At 30.7% G+C, this 19,682-nt stretch carries 15 protein-coding genes; 10 read left to right on the top strand and 5 right to left on the bottom strand.

Annotation, left to right across the window (positions count from 1 at the left end):
• Nucleotides 1–28 precede the first annotated feature (28 nt).
• The gene (locus E7419_01000; protein ID MBE7013766.1) at nucleotides 29–940 is read left to right on the top strand and encodes a helix-turn-helix domain-containing protein; all 912 of its coding nucleotides are present in this window, start codon (nucleotides 29–31) and stop codon (nucleotides 938–940) included.
• A 176-nt stretch (nucleotides 941–1,116) separates the two neighbouring features.
• Here E7419_01000 and E7419_00995 read toward each other — a convergent pair whose 3' ends face one another.
• From E7419_00995 to recJ, 5 genes are all read right to left on the bottom strand, one after another.
• Nucleotides 1,117–1,392, bottom strand: coding sequence for a type II toxin-antitoxin system YafQ family toxin (locus E7419_00995; protein MBE7013765.1), 276 nt, complete (start codon nucleotides 1,390–1,392; stop codon nucleotides 1,117–1,119).
• Complete coding sequence (locus tag E7419_00990) at nucleotides 1,389–1,664, bottom strand: type II toxin-antitoxin system RelB/DinJ family antitoxin (protein ID MBE7013764.1); 276 nt, start codon at nucleotides 1,662–1,664, stop codon at nucleotides 1,389–1,391. Before E7419_00990 ends, E7419_00995 begins: the two co-directional genes overlap by 4 nt.
• A 372-nt stretch (nucleotides 1,665–2,036) precedes the next feature.
• Nucleotides 2,037–2,489 carry a D-tyrosyl-tRNA(Tyr) deacylase gene (locus tag E7419_00985; protein ID MBE7013763.1) on the bottom strand — a complete coding sequence of 151 codons (453 nt, stop codon included), beginning with the start codon at nucleotides 2,487–2,489 and terminating at the stop codon, nucleotides 2,037–2,039.
• Nucleotides 2,486–4,657 carry a bifunctional (p)ppGpp synthetase/guanosine-3',5'-bis(diphosphate) 3'-pyrophosphohydrolase gene (locus E7419_00980; GenBank protein ID MBE7013762.1) on the bottom strand — a complete coding sequence of 724 codons (2,172 nt, stop codon included), beginning with the start codon at nucleotides 4,655–4,657 and terminating at the stop codon, nucleotides 2,486–2,488. Before E7419_00980 ends, E7419_00985 begins: the two co-directional genes overlap by 4 nt.
• Nucleotides 4,658–4,681: 24 nt before the next feature.
• On the bottom strand, nucleotides 4,682–6,361 hold the full coding sequence (gene recJ / locus E7419_00975) for a single-stranded-DNA-specific exonuclease RecJ (protein MBE7013761.1): 1,680 nt from the start codon (nucleotides 6,359–6,361) through the stop codon (nucleotides 4,682–4,684).
• Between the two features lie 779 nt (nucleotides 6,362–7,140).
• Here recJ and E7419_00970 point away from each other — a divergent pair.
• The 9 genes from E7419_00970 (at nucleotide 7,141) to gyrA (ending at nucleotide 19,488) form a co-directional block, all read left to right on the top strand.
• Nucleotides 7,141–7,905 carry a ParA family protein gene (locus E7419_00970; GenBank protein ID MBE7013760.1) on the top strand — a complete coding sequence of 255 codons (765 nt, stop codon included), beginning with the start codon at nucleotides 7,141–7,143 and terminating at the stop codon, nucleotides 7,903–7,905.
• Between the two features lie 111 nt (nucleotides 7,906–8,016).
• Nucleotides 8,017–8,865 carry a ParB/RepB/Spo0J family partition protein gene (locus E7419_00965; protein ID MBE7013759.1) on the top strand — a complete coding sequence of 283 codons (849 nt, stop codon included), beginning with the start codon at nucleotides 8,017–8,019 and terminating at the stop codon, nucleotides 8,863–8,865.
• Between the two features lie 142 nt (nucleotides 8,866–9,007).
• A complete protein-coding gene (gene serS, locus E7419_00960; GenBank protein ID MBE7013758.1) occupies nucleotides 9,008–10,285 on the top strand; it encodes a serine--tRNA ligase in 1,278 nt (425 codons plus the stop codon).
• A gap of 483 nt (nucleotides 10,286–10,768) precedes the next feature.
• A complete protein-coding gene (gene dnaA, locus E7419_00955) occupies nucleotides 10,769–12,121 on the top strand; it encodes a chromosomal replication initiator protein DnaA (GenBank protein MBE7013757.1) in 1,353 nt (450 codons plus the stop codon).
• 311 nt (nucleotides 12,122–12,432) lie between these two features.
• A complete protein-coding gene (gene dnaN / locus E7419_00950; GenBank protein ID MBE7013756.1) occupies nucleotides 12,433–13,560 on the top strand; it encodes a DNA polymerase III subunit beta in 1,128 nt (375 codons plus the stop codon).
• On the top strand, nucleotides 13,560–14,669 hold the full coding sequence (recF, locus tag E7419_00945) for a DNA replication/repair protein RecF (protein MBE7013755.1): 1,110 nt from the start codon (nucleotides 13,560–13,562) through the stop codon (nucleotides 14,667–14,669). The genes dnaN and recF overlap by 1 nt, the downstream gene beginning before the upstream one ends.
• A 1-nt stretch (nucleotide 14,670) precedes the next feature.
• Nucleotides 14,671–14,928 (top strand): DUF370 domain-containing protein, encoded by a 258-nt coding sequence (locus tag E7419_00940; protein MBE7013754.1) that lies wholly within the window; start codon nucleotides 14,671–14,673, stop codon nucleotides 14,926–14,928.
• Nucleotides 14,929–14,932: 4 nt separating this feature from the next.
• Complete coding sequence (gene gyrB, locus E7419_00935) at nucleotides 14,933–16,876, top strand: DNA topoisomerase (ATP-hydrolyzing) subunit B (protein MBE7013753.1); 1,944 nt, start codon at nucleotides 14,933–14,935, stop codon at nucleotides 16,874–16,876.
• A 98-nt stretch (nucleotides 16,877–16,974) separates the two neighbouring features.
• Nucleotides 16,975–19,488 carry a DNA gyrase subunit A gene (gene gyrA, locus E7419_00930; GenBank protein ID MBE7013752.1) on the top strand — a complete coding sequence of 838 codons (2,514 nt, stop codon included), beginning with the start codon at nucleotides 16,975–16,977 and terminating at the stop codon, nucleotides 19,486–19,488.
• Nucleotides 19,489–19,682: the final 194 nt, after the last annotated feature.

Raw genomic sequence — 19,682 nt, 5'->3', positions numbered from 1 at the left:
TTAATTACACTGCAAAGGAGGTTACAGGATGTACAAAAATGTTTATGTTCCACAAAAACAATTCAATGTAAGTTCCATTAATACAGCGTTTATTCGAGACATAGATGAGCAATTTGACTTTCCGGGTGAAATGCACGATTTTTGGGAAATGGTTTATGTGATAAGCGGAAGTGCCACTATAACCGAAAATAGTAAGGTTTACTTTTTATCCGGCGGTAATGTAATATTTCATAAACCAATGGAATTCCATAAACTGTATATTCAAAATGAGATGTCTAAAATTTTGATAATATCTTTTAAATACGATGGCAATATTATAGACAATCTTGGTGACGGGTTATTTAAATTCACGCAAGCTCAACACGAAATGCTGATGGACACGTATAATCAAATATATAGTACTTTTTCAGTAAGTCAAGGTGATATTTCTCCAAAAGAGAGTAATGACACTACAGAAAGGGAACTAAATGAACTGATTTTATTTGCTAAATTCAACCACTTTTTATTAACCATGGCAAAGGAACTATCTCCAATAAAATCAAAAGATTCACATACGAAGTTATCATCAGGAATAGAAAGCTATAAACAAATCGTGAAACTCCTTAATGAACATATATATGAAAACCTAACTGTAGAAGATATAGCTCTGATGAGTCATATGGGCAGAAGCAATATTCAAAAACTATTTCATACATACTGCGGATGCGGTGTTATGCAACAATTCAACAGAATGAAAATCACAAAATCTATATCAATGATGAAAGATGGACTCAACCTGAATGAAATCAGTGAAAAACTTTCTTTTTCAAGCCCTAATTATTTTTCGGCAGTATTTAAAAGGGAAACCGGAACAATGCCATCAACCTACAAACTACAAATTCATAAATTTGCAAGTCAATTTGATGCACGTGGTGGATATATTATAGATGAGAATAAGTGATACTCTTACTAAAGTTCAAAGCGATATGGGATATGCCGATGCAAAAGGTGAAACAAACCAAGCATCAAATTAGGATAAAATTTTGTCCCTTACATATCAAACTTTATGATTTTGTCAAGTTAGGGACAAAAAATTTAATAAAACCGATGTAGATTTATACTACATCGGTTTTATCGTTAAAACAAATCACTATGAGTTCCTGTTCGAGTTAAACCCAAAACAAGCAAATCCTTCTCTATTCTATAAATCAAAAGCCAGTCAGGTTCAATATGGCACTCTCTTGAACCCCTATAATCTCCTGAGAGTGGATGATCAAGATATTTTTGGGGAAGTTGCTCCCCATTAGCCAAAATATCAATAACTTCTTTTAACAAGTTCATATTATAACCTCGCTTTTGAGCCAGTTTATAATCTTTTTTGAACCGGGTTGACATTTCTATTTGATACTTCATGATTCCAAATCCTCAAAAAGTTCTTTTATGTTAGAATATCGTTTAGCCGGTATCTTTCCACTTAACATATCATCCATTTCTTTAATTGCTGCTATCGTTTCTGCATTTGGGATATCTGTCGCGATTTCAAAAGGTATTCTACCCTGTCTGACAACTTGCCTTAGAAACATATTCATAGCTGTTGTCATATTAAGTCCCATATCGGAAAGCATCGCATCTGCTTGTTTTTTTAATTCGGCATCCATGCGAATACTCATATTTACAGTTGCCATAATTTATTACCTCCCTATTATAGTATATACATTGTACCACAAAATATGTGCATTGTCAATGCAAGTATCGGAATATTTAACATATTTTCTGCATATTTCACATTATTCTCCCTATATAATGATTTCATCAAAGATGAAATCAACTAAGTTTGCCTTGACAGGCAAGTGAAGTTATCTTTGATAGTGAAGTTTACTTCGTAAGTGAAGTTTCGCCTAGCCGTCGGAGTGGCAAACTTAACTTCACTTTTGAGTATCAAAAACTTCACTGCGTAAGCAACTTCACTTTGAACATTAGTTCAAAACTTCACAAAAAAAGTTGCATCTAAAATATGCAACCTCTCTTTTTTTGATTATATATAATTTTAACATCCCTTAAGCCAATTCTTTCGAGTCCAATATTATTGTAACAGGTCCGTCATTTAAGATACTTACTTTCATATCGGCGCCAAATTCGCCCGTTTCAACTTTTAAGCCTGTTACTTCTTTAATATATTTTATAAATTTCTCATATATTTTTTTAGCATAATCAGGAAGTGCCGCACCTGTAAAAGACGGGCGCCTTCCTTTTCTAATATCGGCATATAAAGTAAACTGGGAAATAACAAGTATATCCCCTTTAACATCAAGTAAAGATAAGTTCATTTTTCCTGCATCATCTTCAAATATTCTTAAATTGACACATTTGTCAACCGATTTTTTAATATCGGAAAAATCATCATCAGGGGCAACGCCCAAAAGAATATTTAATCCTTTTCCAATCTTTCCTTTTACAACCCCGTCTATTTTAACTTCCGATTCTTTAACTCGTTGTATTACTAATTTCATTTATTCGTCCTCGAAACTCCTATTACTTCTTTTATACCTTTAATTCTTGTTATTGCTTTTGAAAGTTTTTCATAAGAATCAATCTCTAAAGTGATATTTATTAAACATAACATATTCTTTGTTGTTTTAGCATTTAATGCTCTTAAAGGAATTTTAAGTTCATTAAGTGCAAGTGTGATATCAACAAGTAATCCTGTTCTGTCATTTGCGGTAATAAGAAGTTCTGCGTTATAATTTCCTTTATTTGTTTCTGCCCAGCTAACCTCTATAAGTCTGCTTCTATCACCATCAGTTTTTTCAATATTAAATATACTTGAACAGTCGCATCTGTGGATAGACACTCCACGCCCTCTTGTTATATAACCTATAATCTCATCGCCGGGAACAGGACTGCAGCATTTTGCAAATTTAATAAGACAGTTGTCAATTCCTTTTACAATAATTCCCGAATTGTTTTTATTTTTACTCTTCTGAGGTTTTGAAACAATATTTTCAATATCAAACTCAACATTTTTCTTCCCGTAATAGTCTTTTACCCTGTTCATAACCTTTTCTACGGAAATTCTTCCAAAACCAAGAGTTGCATAAAAATCGTCAATATGGTTAAAAGAGAATTTTTTAAGAACAAAGCCCTGCAGTTCGGGATTTGAAAATTCACTGACATCAAGATTTACTTTCTTGAATTCTTTTTCTAAAAGGTCTTTTCCTTTCCCTACATTTTCTTCCCTGTTTTCCTTTTTAAACCAGGCATTTATCTTATTTCTTGCCTGACTTGTTTTGGCAATCTTAAGCCAGTCGTTGCTTGGCCCCATAGTATGACTTGATGTTATTATGTCAACCACATCACCGTTTTTTAATGGCGTTTCAAGTTGTATGATTTTTCCGTTTACTTTTGCTCCTACCATCTTCCAGCCAATCTGGGAGTGGATAGCAAATGCAAAGTCAATTGCCGTAGAGCCTGAAGGCAGAGAAACAACATCTCCCTTAGGTGTGAAAACAAAAACTTCATCAGAAAATAAATCTATTTTTAAGTTGCTTATAAACTCTTTTGGGTTATCATTATCTTTTTCTATCTCTAAAAGCTGCCTAACCCATGTCAGTTTATTATCAAGATCACTTGCCGATTCTTTTCCCTCTTTATACTTCCAGTGGGCAGCAACCCCGTATTCTGCTGTTTTATGCATATCATAAGTTCTTATCTGAATTTCAAAAGGCGTTCCGTTAGAACTTATAAGTGTAGAATGTAAGGACTGATACATATTCTTTTTAGGCATGGAAATATAGTCCTTAAACCTTCCGGGCATTGGCTTATAAAGTTCATGCGCAACACCTAAAACACTGTAACAGTCAGGGATCTGGTCAACTATAACACGAATTGCAAACAGGTCGTATATAGAATCCATTGTTATATTTTTAGAGTACATTTTTCTGTAAATACTGTAAAAATGTTTAACACGTCCGTCAATAGTTGCTTTTATTCCGAGTTCTTCTATTTTTTCTTTTATATTTTGTTTTATTTCATCGAGTGCAACTAAACGTTCTTCTCTTTTTTGTGCAATCTGGGAAGAAATTTCCTTATATGCAACAGGATCAAGATACATTAAAGAAATATCTTCTATTTCCCATTTTATACTGTAAATACCAAGACGGTGGGCAAGGGGAGCATAAATCTCCATAGTTTCAAGTGCCTTTTCGCGCCTTTTTTCATCGGGCATACTTTTCATAGTTCTTAAATTATGAAGACGGTCTGCAAGTTTTATAATAATAACCCTTATATCCTTTGCCATAGCAAGAAACATTTTTCTTAAATTCTCGATTTGCTGTTCCTCTTTGGAAGAATAAGGAATTTTACCAAGTTTTGTTACACCTTCAACAAGTTCCACAACCTCTTTGCCAAACTTTTTCTCCATTTCTTCGTGAGTAACTTCGGTATCCTCCAAAACATCATGCAAAAGGGCAGAGGCAACCGTAACATCGTCCATACCTAAATCAACTAAAATCATAGCAACTGATACAGGATGCTCATAATAAGGCTCTCCCGAAACCCTGAACTGACCTTCGTGAGATTCTTTGGCAAAAAAGAATGCTTTTTTAATAAACTCCTTGTTTACCTTTTTATTTACTTTTTCCATTTTTTCAATAAGTTTTAAAAATAAAATATCTTCCATAATTTACACACTCTGTTTTTACTTTTAATTAGAAATTCTTATATCTTTAATTTTCGCCTGGATTTTTTTATTTCCCATAAATTCATTTATATCAATAAAACACAGAATATGAATTTTCATACCCTTGTTTAAAGAATTTGCATAACTACCCATACCAAACCCTACAGCCTCTATGGCTATATTCTCTTTTAAAATATCAAGACGCATATGCTTACCCATAGAAAACGAGTAGGAATCTTTTACTATGGCATCTTTTATTAAAAATAAAGGTTGCGGATTTCCCATACCGAAAGGCTCTAATTTTTTCAAATCTTCAATATATTTAAAATTAATATTATGTTCTTTAAGATCAGCATCTATTTTAATATAAGGGGATATATCGTTTTTTTCAAAAATATCTTTTGCATTTTCGTTTATTCTTTCCCTTAAAATATCAATATTTTCTTCCTTTATGCTAAGCCCTGCCGCAAGAGAATGCCCTCCGAATTTAATTAAAAGGTCGGAAACTTGAAAAAGTCCCTCATATATATTATACCCCTTAACGCTTCTTGATGAACCTTTTGCCTCATTTTCATTAAGAGAAATCATAATACAGGGTTTATAATATTCTTCGGTAATCCTTGATGCAACAATACCTAAAACGCCTTCATGCCATCCTTTGCCTGCTACAACCATAATATTATTTTCATATTCCCTGCTTTTTTCTATTTTCTCTTTTGCTTCATTTAATATTTTTTTCTCACATTCCTGCCTTTTTAAGTTAAGATTATCAAGATATAAAGAAAGTTCTTTTATCCTTTTTACATCTTCCGATATAAAAAACTCAACAGCCTCTTTTGCAGTAGCCATTCTGCCTGCTGCATTTATTCTCGGTGCAATAGTAAAACCTACCATAGTTGAAGAAATGTTTTTATGTGAACTGCCTAAAATTTCACAAAGAATATTTATGTTTTCGAGTATCCCATGCCTTAAATATTTAATACCAAAATGAGTTATAATTCGGTTTTCCGAAACAAGAGGTACTATATCTGAAATGGTTCCTATTGCACATATTGCAATTATTTTTTCTGTCAAGAGATTAAGAGCAGTACATAATTTTAAAGAAACACCTGCACCGCAAAGTTCCGAAAAAGGATAGGTGGAATCCTTTCTTTTGGGATTAATAACTGCAACTGCATAAGGAAGAGTTTCTGGGCAGGTATGATGATCGGTAATAATCATATCTATTCCAAGTTCTTTCGCGTACTCCGCCTCAGAATGTGAAGATATTCCACAATCAACTGTAATAATAAGATTTCCGTTGTTTTTATAAATTTTATCTATCGCTTTATTATTAAGCCCGTATCCCTCATTTTCTCTCTCAGGAATATATATATGCACATCTTTATATATACTCTTTAAAGATATATATATAATAGACGATGCGGTAACTCCGTCAACATCATAATCTCCGTATATATATATTTTTTCCTCGTTCTTTATTGCAGTATTAATCCTTTCTACTGCTTTATCCATATCATTCAGTAAAAAAGGATCATAAAGATTATCGAGGGAAGGATTTAAAAAATCTTCTATTAAAAAAGGACTGTCAATCCCTCTTTGTACGAGTATCCTTATTATACTTTCATCAATATTTAATTTTTCAGTAAGTTCTTTTATTTTTTCAGTATTGCTGTTATCAGATACCCATTTTTTTCTTATCATTATAAACCTCAATTAATATACTTTATTTAATTATAAAGGTTTTAAAGCCTTTTGTAAAGAAAAACATATTTATTATTTGTATATTTTTATAATAATAGTTGACAAAATATATTTTACTGTTTATAATGAATATAGAAAAAGGCAAGACTTCAAACGGTTATGCCAGAAGATTCAGATTAAGAAATAACCCTGACTTTTAGCGGAGTGGGGGTTATTTTTTTATGGAAATTACCAAAAGTAATAGAATAATCATATATGATATTATGTATTCACTATCCATAGCAATCACCTCCTTTAAAAGAGATGATGGCATAACCGCCCAGTTTTTACACTGTTTTCAGCCTTACCTGTATTTATTATATAACATATTATAATCTATATCAATATTTTTTTAATTAAAAAGTATAATATTTTTTTACTTTGACAATAATATAAATGACCTCACAAATACATCAACTTAAAGAGAAAGATAAAACCCCCAGACCGATTTAGTAGGGAACGACCTATGTGTCGTTCCGATAAAAAATCACATTTCTGAAGTTTTTATATTTTTCTCTTGAAAAACCCAGGAAAAAAGTATCATTTTGTCGTTTTTTAAAGACGGCTTGATGGTGCTTTTTTCTTAAGTTTTTCATCACTTTAAAAGTTTTATGTTTCACGTGAAACATTTTAGTATACAAACCAGCTTAAGATATAAAAAAATAAAAATAATGCTTTATTTTTAAAAGAATATGTGTTAAAATAAATGTATATATATTTTGTAGAAAAGTGGTGAAAAAATGGGTAAAATTATATCAATCGCCAACCAGAAAGGCGGGGTAGGAAAAACTACAACTACCGTCAATTTAGGCGCTTGTTTAGGAAGTCTTAATAAAAAAGTTCTTATAATAGATGCTGACCCTCAGGGTAATTCCACAAGTGGTTTTGGTATTGATAAAAATAAATGTGATTTAACTTTATACAGTGTTCTTATTGAAAAAGTCAGTATAGAAGAATGTATTATAAAAACTGATTATAAAAACGTAAGTTTATGCCCTTGTAATATGGATTTACTTGGTGCTGAACTTCTTATAGATAAAGAGGAAAACAAAGAGTTTATTTTAAAAGAGGCATTAAAGGAAGTTAAGGATAAATATGATTTTATTTTAATTGACTGTCCTCCGTCACTTAATTATATAACTCTTAATGCGTTTTGTGCAACTGACAGTGTTTTAATTCCTATTCAGTGTGAATACTTTGCATTGGAAGGGGTTGCTGATTTAACCTCAAATATTAAAGTAATTAAAGAATCGGTTAATCCTTACATAGAAATCGAAGGAATATTACTTACAATGTTTGACCAAAGAACAAATCTTTCAATACTTGTTGCAGATGATGTTAAAAACTGTTTTCCTAAAAAAGTATTTAAAACTGCAATCCCAAGAAACACAAGACTTGGCGAAGCACCGAGTTATGGTCAGCCTATAATATATTATGATAAATACTGCAAGGGTTCCGAAAGTTATACGAATTTAGCAAAGGAAGTAATTAAAAACAATAAATAAAAGGGATGTTAAAAATCTTAAGACCGCACGTAGGGAACGACCTGTGTGTCGTTCCGATAAAACAACATATTATAAACATTATATTACAGATAGAAAGGGATGATTATATATATGGCAGAAAGAAGAGGTCTTGCTAAAGGCTTATCCACTATGATTTCCCAGACTCCGTCAAAAGTAGATGAAAATGTTGTTTTTCATCTTAATATAATAGATGTTGAGCCTAACAAGGAACAACCGAGAAAAGCCTTTGATAAAGAAAAGTTAGACGCACTTACAAGTTCAATTTCTGAGATTGGCGTTATTCTTCCTATAATTGTTACTAAAAAAGAATCGGGAAGATATATGATAATTGCAGGGGAAAGAAGATGGAGAGCAGCAAAAGCGGCAGGTCTTAAAAAAATTCCCGCAATAATTAAAAACTATGAAGAAAAGGAAGCAGCAGAAGTTGCTTTGATTGAAAACTTACAAAGAGAGGATTTAAACCCTATTGAAGAAGCAAAAGGTTATAAATCTTTAATTGACGGATTTTCAATGACTCAGGAAGAAATATCAAAAAGGGTAGGAAAAAGTCGTTCTGCAATCACTAACAGTTTAAGAATATTAAATCTTCCTGATGAAATAATAAAATATGTTATTTCAGGAGAAATTTCACAAGGTCACGCAAGAGCGTTATTATCAATAGACAGTGATAAATTAAAAATAGAAACTGCAAAAAGAATTATAAAAGAAGGTTTAAATGTAAGACAGGTTGAAAGTTTAGTTAAAAATTTAAATAATGAAAAAGCAAAGAAAAAGAAAACTAATTCTCAAATTGATGTTGAAATAAAATCAATTGCAGAAAGTTTATCAAAATCATTTTCAACCAAAGTTACTATTAAACACGGGCAAAAAAAAGGTGAAATTAAAATAGAATATTATGGAAATGACGATTTAGACAGAATTTTGAAAATTTTGAAATAATTGGAAAAAAATTTTACCTTTAAAATTAAATTCTGCTTAATTTATTTTAAAATTTTGATAAAAGATATTAAAAACATTAAAAACTTAATAAAACTAAATTTTGGGCGTTTTAGAGATATATGATTTTTTTGGAGGAAATTTTATGTTAGATTTAAGACTTATAAGAGAAGATAAAGATAAAGTTATAAAGTTAGTAGCAAAAAAAGGTAATGATGTTACAAATGAAGTAAATAAGATTTATGAACTTGATTTAAAAAGAAGAGATATTACTTTTTTAGTTGAAGGACTTAAAAATAAACAAAATGTTGTTTCAAAAGAAATTCCTAAACTTAAAAAAGAAGGAAAAGATGTTTCTTCTATTTTAAATGAAATGAAAGAACTTTCTGAAAAAATTAAAGAAATGGATTCTTCCCTTAATGAAATAGATGAAGAATTAAAATTTAATTTACTTAGAATTCCAAACATTCCTAATGAAACTGCGCCTGTATCTTTAAATGAAGAAGATAACAAGGAAGTTAGAAAATGGGGAGAGATAAGAGAATTTAATTTTGAACCTAAAGCACACTGGGATATCGGTAAAGATTTAAATATATTAGATCCTGAAAGAGCAGCAAAAGTTACAGGTTCAAGATTTACATTTTATAAAGGATTAGGATCCCGTTTAGAAAGAGCAGTTATAAACTTTTATTTAGACACTCATTCTGATAACGGATATACTGAAATATTCCCTCCTTATATGGTAAACCGTGCATCACTTACAGGAACAGGTCAGTTACCTAAATTTGAAGAAGATGTATTTAAAATTTCAAATGATGATTATTTCTTAATTCCTACAGCTGAAGTTCCTGTTACAAATTTATACAGAGATGAAATTTTAGATGGAAATATGCTTCCTATTAAACATGCAGCATATTCAGCATGTTTCAGATCAGAAGCAGGAAGTGCAGGAAGAGATACAAGAGGACTTATAAGACAACATCAGTTTAATAAAGTTGAACTTGTTAAATTTACAAAACCTGAAGATTCTTATTATGAACTTGAAAAATTAACTAAAGACGCTGAATATGTTCTTCAACTTTTAAAATTGCCTTACAGAGTTGTTGATATTGTTACAGGCGATTTAGGATTTACAGCTGCTAAAAAATACGATATAGAAGTATATATGCCTTCATACAATAAGTATGTTGAAATTTCTTCATGTTCAAACTTTGAAGATTTCCAGGCAAGAAGAGCAAACATTAAATTTAAAGATGAACTTAATAAAAAAGCAAGATATTGCCATACCTTAAACGGCTCAGGGGTTGCAGTAGGAAGAACTGTTGCCGCAATTTTGGAAAACTATCAGAATGAAGATGGTTCTGTTACAATTCCTGATGTTTTGGTTCCTTATATGGGCGGAATAACAAAAATAACTCTTTAAAAAAGGAATAGGAAATTTATCATAATAGATAAACTTAAATAATATTTAATAATACTAAACTATGTATAAATGGCTTTATATTAACCTTTTTAAAACTATTAAAAGTTTCGTTTAAAATAATATTATGTAAACTTTAAAATTGTTATAAAACCTTGATATATAAGGCTTTGACTTTTCAACTGATTTTTTATGAGTTTTGAACAATTTTTGTTGAAAACTCATAAAAATACACTAAAATCAACTGTTTAAATTATTTTAAAAACTGATTTACATAATACCCAAAATAATAAATTATTTTGTAAAAAAATGTAATTTAATTAATAATGATTACTGATAAATTGAATAGTTACTACTGTTAAAAGATTTAAGTTTTAAACATATTTTTTTAAAGTTTTAAACAATTTCTGTTGAAAAGTAGTAAAAACCCTATAAAATAAAGGTTTTTTAGTGTTTAAAAATATCACGGAAGGAAAAATATATAAAATGAATAATATAATAGACTTTTGGGATAATCTTTTAGATATGATAGAAGAGGAAGGAAGGCAGATATCTCCTCTTGGTTTTAACACATGGGTAAGAACAATCAAACCATATAAAATTATTAACAATAAACTTATTTTATCAGTTCCTATGGATGTTAATAAGGAAATGATAGAAAAAAGGTATCTTACTTTAATAAAATCAGCAGCAATCATACTTAATCCTGAAATTGAAGAAGTAATAGTTGAAATAAGTGATAATTTAATTGAATATGAGGAAGAAAAAGAAGATGAAGAATCAGTACAGATAGATGATTCTTTTTACAAAAAATCAAATCTTCTTAAAAAATTCACTTTTGAAAATTTTGTTATAGGTGAAAATAACAGATTTGCCTGTGCTGCTGCTCAGTCGGTTGCAAAAGATCCGGGAAAAGCATATAATCCTTTATTCTTATATGGAGATGTAGGTCTTGGAAAAACCCATCTTATGCAGGCAGTAGGTAATGATATAATAAAAAGAGATAAAAACTCAAAAATTTTATATATATCCTCTGAACAGTTTGTTAACGATATGGTTGACAGTATAAGAGATAATACTATAAATGAATTCAGGGATAAATACAGAACTTTGGATGTTCTTATGATAGATGATATTCAGTTTATAGGGGGAAAAGAAAGATGTCAGGAAGAATTTTTCCATACATTTAATCATTTAACCCAGTATGAAAAGCAGATTATAATTACATCTGACCGCCCACCTAAAGATATTTCAAAACTTGATGACAGGCTTCGTTCAAGATTTGAAGGAGGTCTTACCTGGGATATTAAAAAACCTGACTATGAAACAAGAATTGCAATTTTAAAGAAAAAGGTACAAAATGAAAATTTAAATATTGAAGATGAGTACATAGAACTTATTGCAAAGAAAGTAAAAGATAATATCAGGGAAATTGAAGGAGTATTAAATAAAATTATTGCTTATTCAACTCTATCTAATGAAGAAATCAACAAAGATCTTTTAAATAAAATAATATCAGATATAGAAGAAGAAAAACCTAATAAAGTTTTAAACATTGATACTATAATTTATGAAGTATGTAAATTTTATGATGTAGATCCTAAAATTATAAAAGCAAATTCAAGAAAAGCAGAGGTAATTTTGATACGTCAGGTTGCAATGTATGTTATAAAAAATGTTCTTGATATATCACTTTCGAAAATAGGAAGTAAATTCGGAGGAAAAAATCATTCAACAGTTTTAAATTCTATTAATAAAATAGAGGAAAAAATGAATTCTGACGAAAAATTTAAGGTTGAAATAGAAGAAATCATTACTAACTTAAAAAACCTCATTTAAACTAAAAAATTTGCCTTAAAATTACAAAATTTACTTTATTTTTAATGTTATTTATGCTATAATAATTATATACATAATTTTAAACATTTGAACAGTTTAAAACTAAAACTTATATGTTTAAAAATATTATTTTGAACATATAAAAAAATAAAAAATAAAGTTTTAAAAAACTTTTTAAACATTAAAAATTACTATAAATAAAGGGTTATACTTACTTTTAAACAAATAAACACATTATACTACTAATAATAGTTATAGTATTATTTAATTATTTATTTTATATTATTTAAAGTATATTATTTATTTTATATATGGAAGGATTGATAAAAATGAAATTTACTTGTAATAAGATTACTCTTTTAGAAAATTTAAGTACGGTTTTAAAAGCAGTATCAAGTAAGTCAGCTGCTCCTATTTTAGAAGGTGTATATATTAAAGCAACAAGTGACGGAAATATTAAACTTCTTGGTAATGATTTAAAAATTGCTATTGAAGCAAATATTTTGGGAGAAGTTTCAGATGAAGGATCTGTTGTTTTAAATGCTAAGATTTTTTATGATATAGTATCTAAATTACCAGATGGAGAAGTATCAATTTCTACTGATGACAGTTTTAAAACAAATATTGAATTAGGATTTTCGAAATATGAAATTTACGGACTTAATCCTCAGGATTTTCCATCTGTAGAATATAAAGATTCAGATATTAAAATTTCTGTTGATAAAGTGAAGATGAAAAATATTATAAGACAGGTTATTTTCTCAATAGGAACAGATGATAAAAAAATAACTTTAACAGGTGCATTATTTGATATTAAAGATAATATTTTAAAAGTTGTATCTTTAGACGGTTACAGACTGTCTTTCAGAAAAGTTAATATAGAAAGTACTTTAATTTCCGAATCATATATAATTCCGGGTAAAACTTTAAATGACTTATCTAAAATTATAGATGATGAAGAAGGAAATATTGAACTTTGCTTTACTAAAAACAGAGTTAATATAAAATTAGGAAATGTTATAATGTATTCTAATTTAATTGACGGTGACTTCTTTAACTATGAACATATTATTCCTACATCAAGCGATATAACAGTTACTGCTGATACAAAAGATGTAATAGATTCAATTATAAGAAGTTCATTAATTATAACTCCTGATGTTAAGAGTCCTTTAAAATTTGATATATCTGAAAATCAGATTTATATGTCTTCAATTACTAAAAACGGTAAAGCGGAAGATACTGTTTCATGTGAAACAAAAGGCGGGGATTTAACAATAGGATTTAATCATAAGTACTTACTTGATGCATTAAGAGCATGTGATTCAAAGAAAATTAAAATGGAATTTACATCATCACTTAACCCTCTTGTTATAAAAGGTGTTGACACTGACGAGTTTATTTATTTAATCTTACCTTTAAGACTTAGAAATGAATAATGATACTAAAAAATTTAAAATTAAAAAATTTCAGAAATTATGATAAATTAAATATTGATTTTTATGAAGGTATAAATATATTTTACGGAGAAAATGCACAGGGTAAAACCAATATTTTAGAAAGTGTATATATATTTTCTTCTTCAAAATCCCATCGCGGAGTAAAAGATAAGGAACTTATAAAGTTTGAAAAAGAAGAAAGTGAAATCAAAATAGAATTTATATCTCAAAAAAGGGAGCAGTCTGCAAATTTTTATTTATATAAAGATAAAAATAAAAAATTAGAGATAAACGGAATATTTAATCCTTCAAAAAAAGCATTATTCGGAATATTCGGTACCGTTATTTTTTCTCCTGAGGATTTAAACCTTATAAAAGGTTCTCCGGAAGAAAGAAGAAGGTTTATGGATACTGATATATCCCAGATAAAACCCGAATATTTTAAATTATTAAAAGATTACAAAAAGGTACTTAATCTTAAAAATAATTTATTAAAGCAAAAAGAAGTAAATACTTCTTTACTTGACGTTTATGATGAAAAATTATCGTACTTAGCATCTAAAATTACTGTTTACAGGCTTCGTTTTATTGAAAGAATAAATGAACTTGCAACAAAAGCACTTTTTTATATTTCCGATAAAAAAGAGAATATAGAAATAAAATATAAACCCGGGTTTAGCAGTAAATTTAATGTAAACATAAAAGAAATAGAGAAAAAATATTTAGAAGAATTTAAAAAGTTAAGAGAAGAAGAAATTTTAAGAGGAATTACTTTAATTGGTCCTCAAAGAGATGATTTAGAATTTTACTTAAATGGGAAAGATTCAAAAGTTTACTGTTCTCAAGGGCAGCAAAGGTCGATAATTTTATCTTTAAAACTCGCAGAATTTGAATTTATGAAAGAAGTTTTAGGTGAAACTCCTATACTTCTTTTAGATGATATTTTATCAGAACTTGATATAAAAAGGCAGAATAAACTTCTTAATTTTATAAGAGATAATCAGACTATTATTACCTGCACCGATAAGGATTTATATAAGAAAATAAAATATCCTTACAAGTCTTATTTAGTAGCCGAAGGAAGGCTAGTTGAAGGAAAGGTTAATTAAAGTGTTTATACATTTGGGAAAAGATTATACGGTTAATTCTAAAAATATAGTTGCCATATTCGATATTGAAAATACTTCTACATCAAAAATAACGAGAGAATTTTTAGTCGATATGAGTAAAAAAAATAAGGTAATATATGTAAATGAAGATTTACCAAAATCATTTGTTTTGGTAAAAGAAAAAGAGGAAAACTTTATTTATGTATCTTCCTTATCGAGTTCTACACTTAAAAAAAGGTCTGAAGAAAGGATAGGTTAATTAAATGTCAGAGGAAATCAAAGGATATAATACCAAAGTTGAAGAAACTTATGACGAGTCTCAGATTCAGGTTTTAGAAGGCTTAGAAGCAGTAAGAAAAAGACCGGGGATGTACATAGGCTCGACATCTATAAGAGGTCTTCATCATTTGGTTTATGAAATTGTTGACAATGCTATTGACGAAGCGTTGGCAGGATATTGTAAAAATATTACTGTTGATTTAAATAAAGACGGTACTGTTACAGTAACTGATGACGGTAGAGGTATTCCTACAGGAATACATCCTAAAATGGGTATATCCACATTAGAAGTTATTTTTACAAAACTTCATGCCGGCGGTAAATTCGGAGGTTCGGGATATAAAGTTTCAGGGGGGCTTCACGGTGTTGGTGCCTCTGTTGTTAATGCTCTTTCAACCTATCTTGAAGTTAAGGTTCATGACGGGGAAAATATCCACTATTTAAGATTTGAACAGGGAAAAGCAGTAAAACCTGCCGAAATAATAGGAAAAACTGATAAAAAAGGTACTGAGGTTACATTCCTTGCCGATCCTGAAATTTTTGAAGAAACATATTATGATTTTGATGTTTTATTAAAAAGATTAAGAGAACAAGCCTTTTTAAATAAAGGAATAAATATAACATTCTCCGATTTAAGACTTGAAGAGCCAAAGAAAAAAGTCCTTCATTATGAAGGGGGAATTATGTCCTTTGTTGAGTATAACAATCGTGGCAAAACTCCTATCCATGACGGTGTTATATATGTTGAATGTCAAAAAGGCGATACCTATGCGGAAGTTGCTATGCAATATACCGATTCTTACTCAGAATCTTTGGTAAGTTTTGCAAATAATATCAATACAACTGAAGGCGGTACTCACGAAACAGGCTTTAAAGCAGCACTTACCCGTTCTATAAACGACTATGCCAAGAAAATGAACATAATGAAAAAGGATGATAATGAACTTTCAGGGGAAGACGTGAGGGAAGGTTTAACTGCAGTTATAAGTGTTAAAGTTACCGAAGCGCAGTTTGAAGGTCAGACTAAAACCAAACTTGGAAACAGCGAAGTAAGAGGTATAGTTGCATCTTTAATATCCGAAAAGTTTACCGACTTTTTAAACGAAAATCCGCAGATAGCAAAAATTATTATAGAAAAAGCAATGACAGCATCCCGTGCAAGAGAAGCGGCAAGAAAAGCAAGAGAAGCAACAAGAAAAACTCCTCTTGGCACAAATTCACTTCCGGGAAAACTTACCGACTGTATTGTTAAAGACCCTACCAAGACTGAAATATATATAGTCGAAGGGGATTCTGCGGGCGGAAGTGCTAAAAACGGGCGTGACAGTAAATATCAGGCAATTCTTCCTTTATGGGGTAAAATGTTAAACGTTGAAAAATCAAGAGCCGATAAAGTTTACGGAAACGATAAATTAAAACCTGTTATTCAGGCTTTGGGAACAGGAATAGGCGAAGAATTCAATATAGAAAAATTAAGATATGATAAAATAATAATTATGGCCGATGCCGATGTCGACGGTGCTCATATCCAGACACTTCTTTTAACATTCTTCTTCAGATTTATGAGAACTTTAATTGAAACAGGTCATATATATCTTGCAAAACCTCCTCTATATAAATTATCAAGAGGTAAAAAATCTTTTGTTGCATTTTCAGATGAGGAAAGGGACAGATTAAGTGAAGAATTAAAAGACGGGGACTTAAATGCAAAAGTAGATATCTCCCGTTACAAAGGTCTTGGGGAAATGAACCCTGAGGAACTTTGGGAAACTACAATGGACCCTAAAAACAGAATTTTACTTAAAGTAACTTTGGAAGATGCACAAAGAGCAGACCAGATTTTCTCAATACTTATGGGCGACGAGGTTGAACCAAGGCGTGAATTTATTGAAGAAAATGCTCAATATGTAACAAATCTTGATGTATAAGAGGGGAACGTATTTTTGCGTTTAAAAAAGTTTAAATTAACAAATTTAAGGTATATGAGCACAGACTCCTGAGTGCCTTAAGAAAGAGGATACTGAAAATGGCTAAGAATAAAAAATACGAAGATTCTCATTTTGAAGAATATTTCGATACTCAAACCATTGTAGATATAGATATTGAAAAAAGAATGAAAGAAGCGTTTATTGACTATGCGATGAGTGTTATAGTAGCAAGAGCGCTTCCCGATGTACGTGACGGTTTAAAACCTGTTCACAGAAGAATTCTTTATTCAATGCATGAAGAACATTTAACTTACGATAAACCGTTCTTTAAATCTGCAACTACCGTTGGTAATGTTATAGGTAGATACCATCCGCATGGTGATGCGTCTGTTTATGATGCTATGGTAAGACTTGCTCAGGATTTCTCTATGAGATATCCTTTAGTTGACGGGCATGGTAACTTCGGGTCGGTTGACGGTGACCCTCCTGCTGCATACCGTTATACTGAAGCAAGAATGAGTAAGTTATCTAACTTAATGCTCGAGAATATAGAAAAAAATACAGTTGATTTTGCTCCTAACTTTGACGAAAAGAGAGAGGAACCATTAGTTTTACCAACAAGAATTCCTACACTTTTAATTAACGGAAGTTCAGGGATTGCCGTTGGTATGGCTACAAATATTCCTCCTCATAATTTAACCGAAGTTTTAGATGGGGTTATTGCCCAGATGGACAACCCTGATATTACGGTTGAAGAGTTAATGGAATATATAAAAGGTCCTGACTTTCCGACAAGTGCGTCAATTATGGGAAGAAGCGGAATAAGAAGCGCTTACGAAACAGGTAAGGGCAAAGTTATTGTGCGCGCAAAATGCGAAATAAAAGAAAATAAAGACGGCTCATTCTCTATAATCGTAACCGAACTTCCTTACCAGGTTAATAAGAAAATGCTGGTTGAATCTATTGCTAATCTTGTAAAAGAGAAAAAAATAGACGGTTTATCAGATATTGACGACCACTCTTCAGACAGAGTAGGTATAAGGCTTGAAATTTTCTTAAAGAAAGACGCTAATCCGCAGGTTGTTTTAAATCAGCTTTATAAATATTCAAGACTGCAGGACAGTTTCTCTATAAATATGCTTGCAATCTGTAACGGCAAACCTAAAATTTTATGTTTAAAAGAAGTTCTTTCCCACTTTATAAATTTCCAGGAAGAAATTGTAACAAGAAGAACTAAATTTGAACTTGAAAAAGCAGAAGCAAGAATGCACATTTTAGAGGGCTTAAGAATAGCACTTGCCAATATTGACGAAGTTATCCATGTAATAAGAAACGCTTATGACGATGCTAAGGAACAACTGATGGAAAAATTCGGTTTTTCTGCTATTCAGGCACAAAGTGTTTTAGATATGAAACTTGGCCAACTGCAAAGACTAAACGGCGAAAAGATTGACGAAGAATTTAACGAACTTTCACTTAAAGTAGAAGAATATAAGGGACTTTTATCAGATAAAGGCTTACTTTATGAACAAATTAAGAAAGAACTTATAGAAATAAAAGAAAAATACGGCGATGAAAGAAAAACTGAAATAACATTTGACTATTCTCAGATAGACGATGAAGATTTAATCGAAGTTGAAGATATCGTTGTTACAATGTCCCACTCAGGTTATATCAAAAGGCTTAAAACCGATACATACAGAAGCCAGAGACGTGGCGGAAGAGGTATATCGGGAATGTCCACCAAAGAGGAAGACTTTGTTGAAAACATCTTTACAACTTCTACCCATCACTTTATTTTATGCTTTACAAATAAGGGAAGAATGTTCAAAATGAAGGGTTATCAGATTCCTGAAGCATCAAGAACTGCAAAGGGTATGCCTATTGTAAACTTACTTAGCCTTGACGCAGGGGAAAAAGTAACTGCAACCATTCCTATAAAAGAATTTGACGAAGACAGTTTCTTAACAATGGTAACCAAAAAAGGTACTATTAAGAAAACCAAACTTTCCGAATATAATTCCAACCGTTCGGGCGGTCTTAACGCTATCGGCTTAAATGAAGATGATGAACTTATCAAAGTTTCAGTAACCAATGGCGAAAACGATATAATCTTAGGCACACACTTAGGAAATGCAATAAGATTTAATGAAAAAGATGTTCGTCCTATGGGAAGAACTGCACACGGGGTAAGAGGTATCAGATTAAAAGATGGCGACTTTGTTGTAGGTGCCTGTCTGGTTAATGATGATTCAAAACTTCTTGTTATCTCGGAAAACGGTATGGGTAAACGTACAGAACTTTCCGAATACAAAGTCCAGTCAAGAGGCGGTAAAGGTATAAGAACATACAAAATATCCCAGAAATCAGGAAACGTATGCGGAATAAATACCGTTACCGATAATGACGATATTATGCTTATAACCTCAGAAGGTGTAATTATAAGAACAGGGGTAGAAGATATTTCAACTCTTGGCCGTGATACATCAGGGGTTAAAATAATGAAATTAAAAGATGATGTAAAAGTTGTTTCTTTCGCTGTTGTTGAGAAAGAAGAAGAGGAAGAAGAAACAACAGAAACAAATGAAGAAACGGTAACAAACGAAAACTAACTTGAAATTTCTTTCAATTAGGAATTAGGAGTTAGGAATTAGGAATAAAGGAAATGCAAATATGCCATACGGCATTTGCATAAGAAATTTTCAGGTGAAAAATGAGAGACTATAAAGAAGAAAAAGGGACTGAACCTTTTAAAATGACCGGTTTGAGGTCATTTTGGGTCTGTCACTTTTTCGGCACAAAAACC

It is taken from the genome of Oscillospiraceae bacterium, from assembly GCA_015068525.1.
Lineage (GTDB): Bacteria > Bacillota > Clostridia > UMGS1840 > HGM11507 > SIG450.
The sequence above is the reverse complement of the archived record's forward strand: the minus strand, read 5'-3'. Positions and strand labels throughout refer to the sequence as shown.

Coding starts and splice junctions, on each gene's coding strand:
- E7419_00985 (MBE7013763.1), bottom strand. CDS start 2,489: ATGAAATTAGTAATACAACGAGTTAAAGAATCGGAAGTTAAAATAGAC.
- E7419_00990 (MBE7013764.1), bottom strand. CDS start 1,664: ATGGCAACTGTAAATATGAGTATTCGCATGGATGCCGAATTAAAAAAA.
- E7419_01000 (MBE7013766.1), top strand. CDS start 29: ATGTACAAAAATGTTTATGTTCCACAAAAACAATTCAATGTAAGTTCC.
- dnaA (MBE7013757.1), top strand. CDS start 10,769: ATGAATAATATAATAGACTTTTGGGATAATCTTTTAGATATGATAGAA.
- dnaN (MBE7013756.1), top strand. CDS start 12,433: ATGGAAGGATTGATAAAAATGAAATTTACTTGTAATAAGATTACTCTT.
- E7419_00965 (MBE7013759.1), top strand. CDS start 8,017: ATGGCAGAAAGAAGAGGTCTTGCTAAAGGCTTATCCACTATGATTTCC.
- gyrA (MBE7013752.1), top strand. CDS start 16,975: ATGGCTAAGAATAAAAAATACGAAGATTCTCATTTTGAAGAATATTTC.
- recJ (MBE7013761.1), bottom strand. CDS start 6,361: ATGATAAGAAAAAAATGGGTATCTGATAACAGCAATACTGAAAAAATA.
- gyrB (MBE7013753.1), top strand. CDS start 14,933: ATGTCAGAGGAAATCAAAGGATATAATACCAAAGTTGAAGAAACTTAT.
- serS (MBE7013758.1), top strand. CDS start 9,008: ATGTTAGATTTAAGACTTATAAGAGAAGATAAAGATAAAGTTATAAAG.
- E7419_00970 (MBE7013760.1), top strand. CDS start 7,141: ATGGGTAAAATTATATCAATCGCCAACCAGAAAGGCGGGGTAGGAAAA.
- E7419_00980 (MBE7013762.1), bottom strand. CDS start 4,657: ATGGAAGATATTTTATTTTTAAAACTTATTGAAAAAATGGAAAAAGTA.
- recF (MBE7013755.1), top strand. CDS start 13,560: ATGATACTAAAAAATTTAAAATTAAAAAATTTCAGAAATTATGATAAA.
- E7419_00995 (MBE7013765.1), bottom strand. CDS start 1,392: ATGAAGTATCAAATAGAAATGTCAACCCGGTTCAAAAAAGATTATAAA.